Genomic DNA, 2,054 nt, shown 5'->3' with positions numbered 1-2,054 from the left:
CCAATAACAATTTTGGCGACTGGTTCAATGACTAACCTAGCACAAGCCCTCCGGATTGAGCCAAGCATTGCTAGCAAGATTGCACGAGTACACATTATGGGTGGTGCTGTCTATGTTCCTGGTAACCTTCGTGAAGGCTCAAAGACTGCTAAAAACACTACTGCTGAGTGGAATATTTGGGTTGATCCAGTAGCCGCACAACAGGTATTTTCTTCAGGATTGCCACTATATTTAACACCACTAGATGCAACTAACCAAGTTAAAATGACTAAGGCAGATAGTGCTGCATGGCGAGCGACTGGTACTCCCGAAGCAATTGTGGCATCGAATCTGCTGGAGTGGTTTTTTACAACAATTTCAAGCTCCAGCGTCAGTAACTGGGATACAGTTGCGGCTATTCATCTCAGCGAGCCATCATTCTGTTCGGTAACTCCTCTGCATTTGGATGTTAAGACGACACCAGGAGATGATCAAGGGCGTATTCTTACTGACAGCACCAAACCACCGAACGTTAATGTATGCCTTAAGCCGAATCCAGCTGCACTCCCAAATGGCTTCAGTGGCATATTTATCAAACAGAATTGAGGAATCAGGAGTCAGATCGGGATTTGTTGGGTTTCGCGATCGCTCTACCCAACCTACGATTCTTAGAGTAATTTATTTTTGAGCAAAATCCGGAATGGTGGAATTTGAGGTTGTAGTCCTATTTAGCTAAATTAAAACACTATACAGAAACACAGACCATGCTGTTAGCCCAGCATGGTCTTATATTTAGAAATTATGCAAGAAAAATTTGTACAGTTTACCGTACATGAAGATGGTAAGCTTCCACACCTAAAAACACACTTACTTTCTTGATCGGTAATCATCATTTAACTTGTGCTAAAAACCGAATTTACATCTTTTTTACTAATTACTACTATGAGACTAAAGCAAGAAATTCAATTTTGAATTGAGCAAGATAGGAGAAATAATAAATATGTTATCTCGTTACAATCCTTGGCAAGAAGTCAACACCCTACAACGTCAACTTAACCGTTTATTTGATACAGTTTTAACCCCAGAAACAATAGGAGAAAAAGTTACCTCTTTTGTTCCTGCTGCTGAACTCCACGAAACTGCGGATGCTGTCCACTTAAAGCTAGAAGTTCCAGGTATAGATGCTAAAGACCTGGATGTACAAGTTACAGAAAACGCTGTTGCTATTAGTGGTGAGCGTAAATCTGAAACGAAGACAGAAGAAAATGGTGTTACCCGTACCGAATTCAGCTACGGCAAATTCCAACGCGTAATTCCTCTACCTGCACGTATTCAAAATACGAACGTTACAGCAGAATACAAAGATGGCATTTTAAATTTGACATTACCTAAGACTACTCAAGAAAAGAACAAAGTCGTCAAAGTGAACGTAGCATAGACTTCTCCTTAGTCGGTAGTCAAAGTGTGATGAGTCTCCTGCTCTTGGTAGTTACTTAACATAAATCATAAGCCTGGTTGTTTTCACACGACTGGGCTTTTTTTGTGAGAGTTTAAACGTTGTCATTAGTGGGACTGAGATAGAAATTAAGACCAAACGAATTCCAAGAATGTCAGCCAGGTTAGTAGTGGAGTCAATACTGCACGGGTTTTGGAAAATCGTAGGTTGGGTAGAGCGCATAAGCGTTACCCAACAAACCCTTATAAATGTTGGGTTTTGTTCCTCAACCCAACCTACATTAAATTTAAGTTGTTATTTTGATTCGCATTCACGAGCATTGGCTGAGTTGCTATACAAACCTAGCGTCTGGCTTTTTTTCGTCAATTGCGATAATCCGCTACGGCGCTTAGCATCACGCTCCTTTTTGTAGTCCATCAAGTCGCTAAAACGGACGCGACGGTGAGTACCAACTTTGGTAGAAGGGATAACTTGAGCGTCTAGTAACTCAACCATATACTGGCGTGAGACATTAAGAACATCAGCTGCTTCTTGGGTTGTTAACTCCTTGTGAACAGGAACAACTGTGACGCTATTTCCCTGCGACAGTTCGTAATCATTGCCGAGCAAACTTAAAAAT

3 protein-coding genes are annotated in these 2,054 nt (G+C 41.1%); 2 read left to right on the top strand and 1 reads right to left on the bottom strand.

The features are described 5' to 3' along the window. The coding region (locus G4P69_RS37335; RefSeq protein WP_208354933.1) for a nucleoside hydrolase at positions 1-585 on the top strand (585 nt) is incomplete at its 5' end. Positions 586-979: 394 nt separating this feature from the next. Then, complete coding sequence (locus G4P69_RS37330) at positions 980-1,417, top strand: Hsp20/alpha crystallin family protein (RefSeq protein WP_208341438.1); 438 nt, start codon at positions 980-982, stop codon at positions 1,415-1,417. 312 nt (positions 1,418-1,729) lie between these two features. On the opposite strand, the gene G4P69_RS37325 is transcribed toward G4P69_RS37330, so the two are convergent. Next, positions 1,730-2,054 (bottom strand): helix-turn-helix domain-containing protein (locus G4P69_RS37325; protein WP_208354930.1); only part of this gene is annotated, 325 nt, incomplete at its 5' end.

Source organism: Aetokthonos hydrillicola CCALA 1050, assembly GCF_017591665.1.
In the GTDB taxonomy this organism is placed as follows: domain Bacteria; phylum Cyanobacteriota; class Cyanobacteriia; order Cyanobacteriales; family Nostocaceae; genus Aetokthonos; species Aetokthonos hydrillicola.
Note: the sequence above shows the minus strand (reverse complement) of the source record. Positions and strands in the feature narration are given on the sequence as shown.

Coding starts and splice junctions, on each gene's coding strand:
- G4P69_RS37330 (WP_208341438.1), top strand. CDS start 980: ATGTTATCTCGTTACAATCCTTGGCAAGAAGTCAACACCCTACAACGT.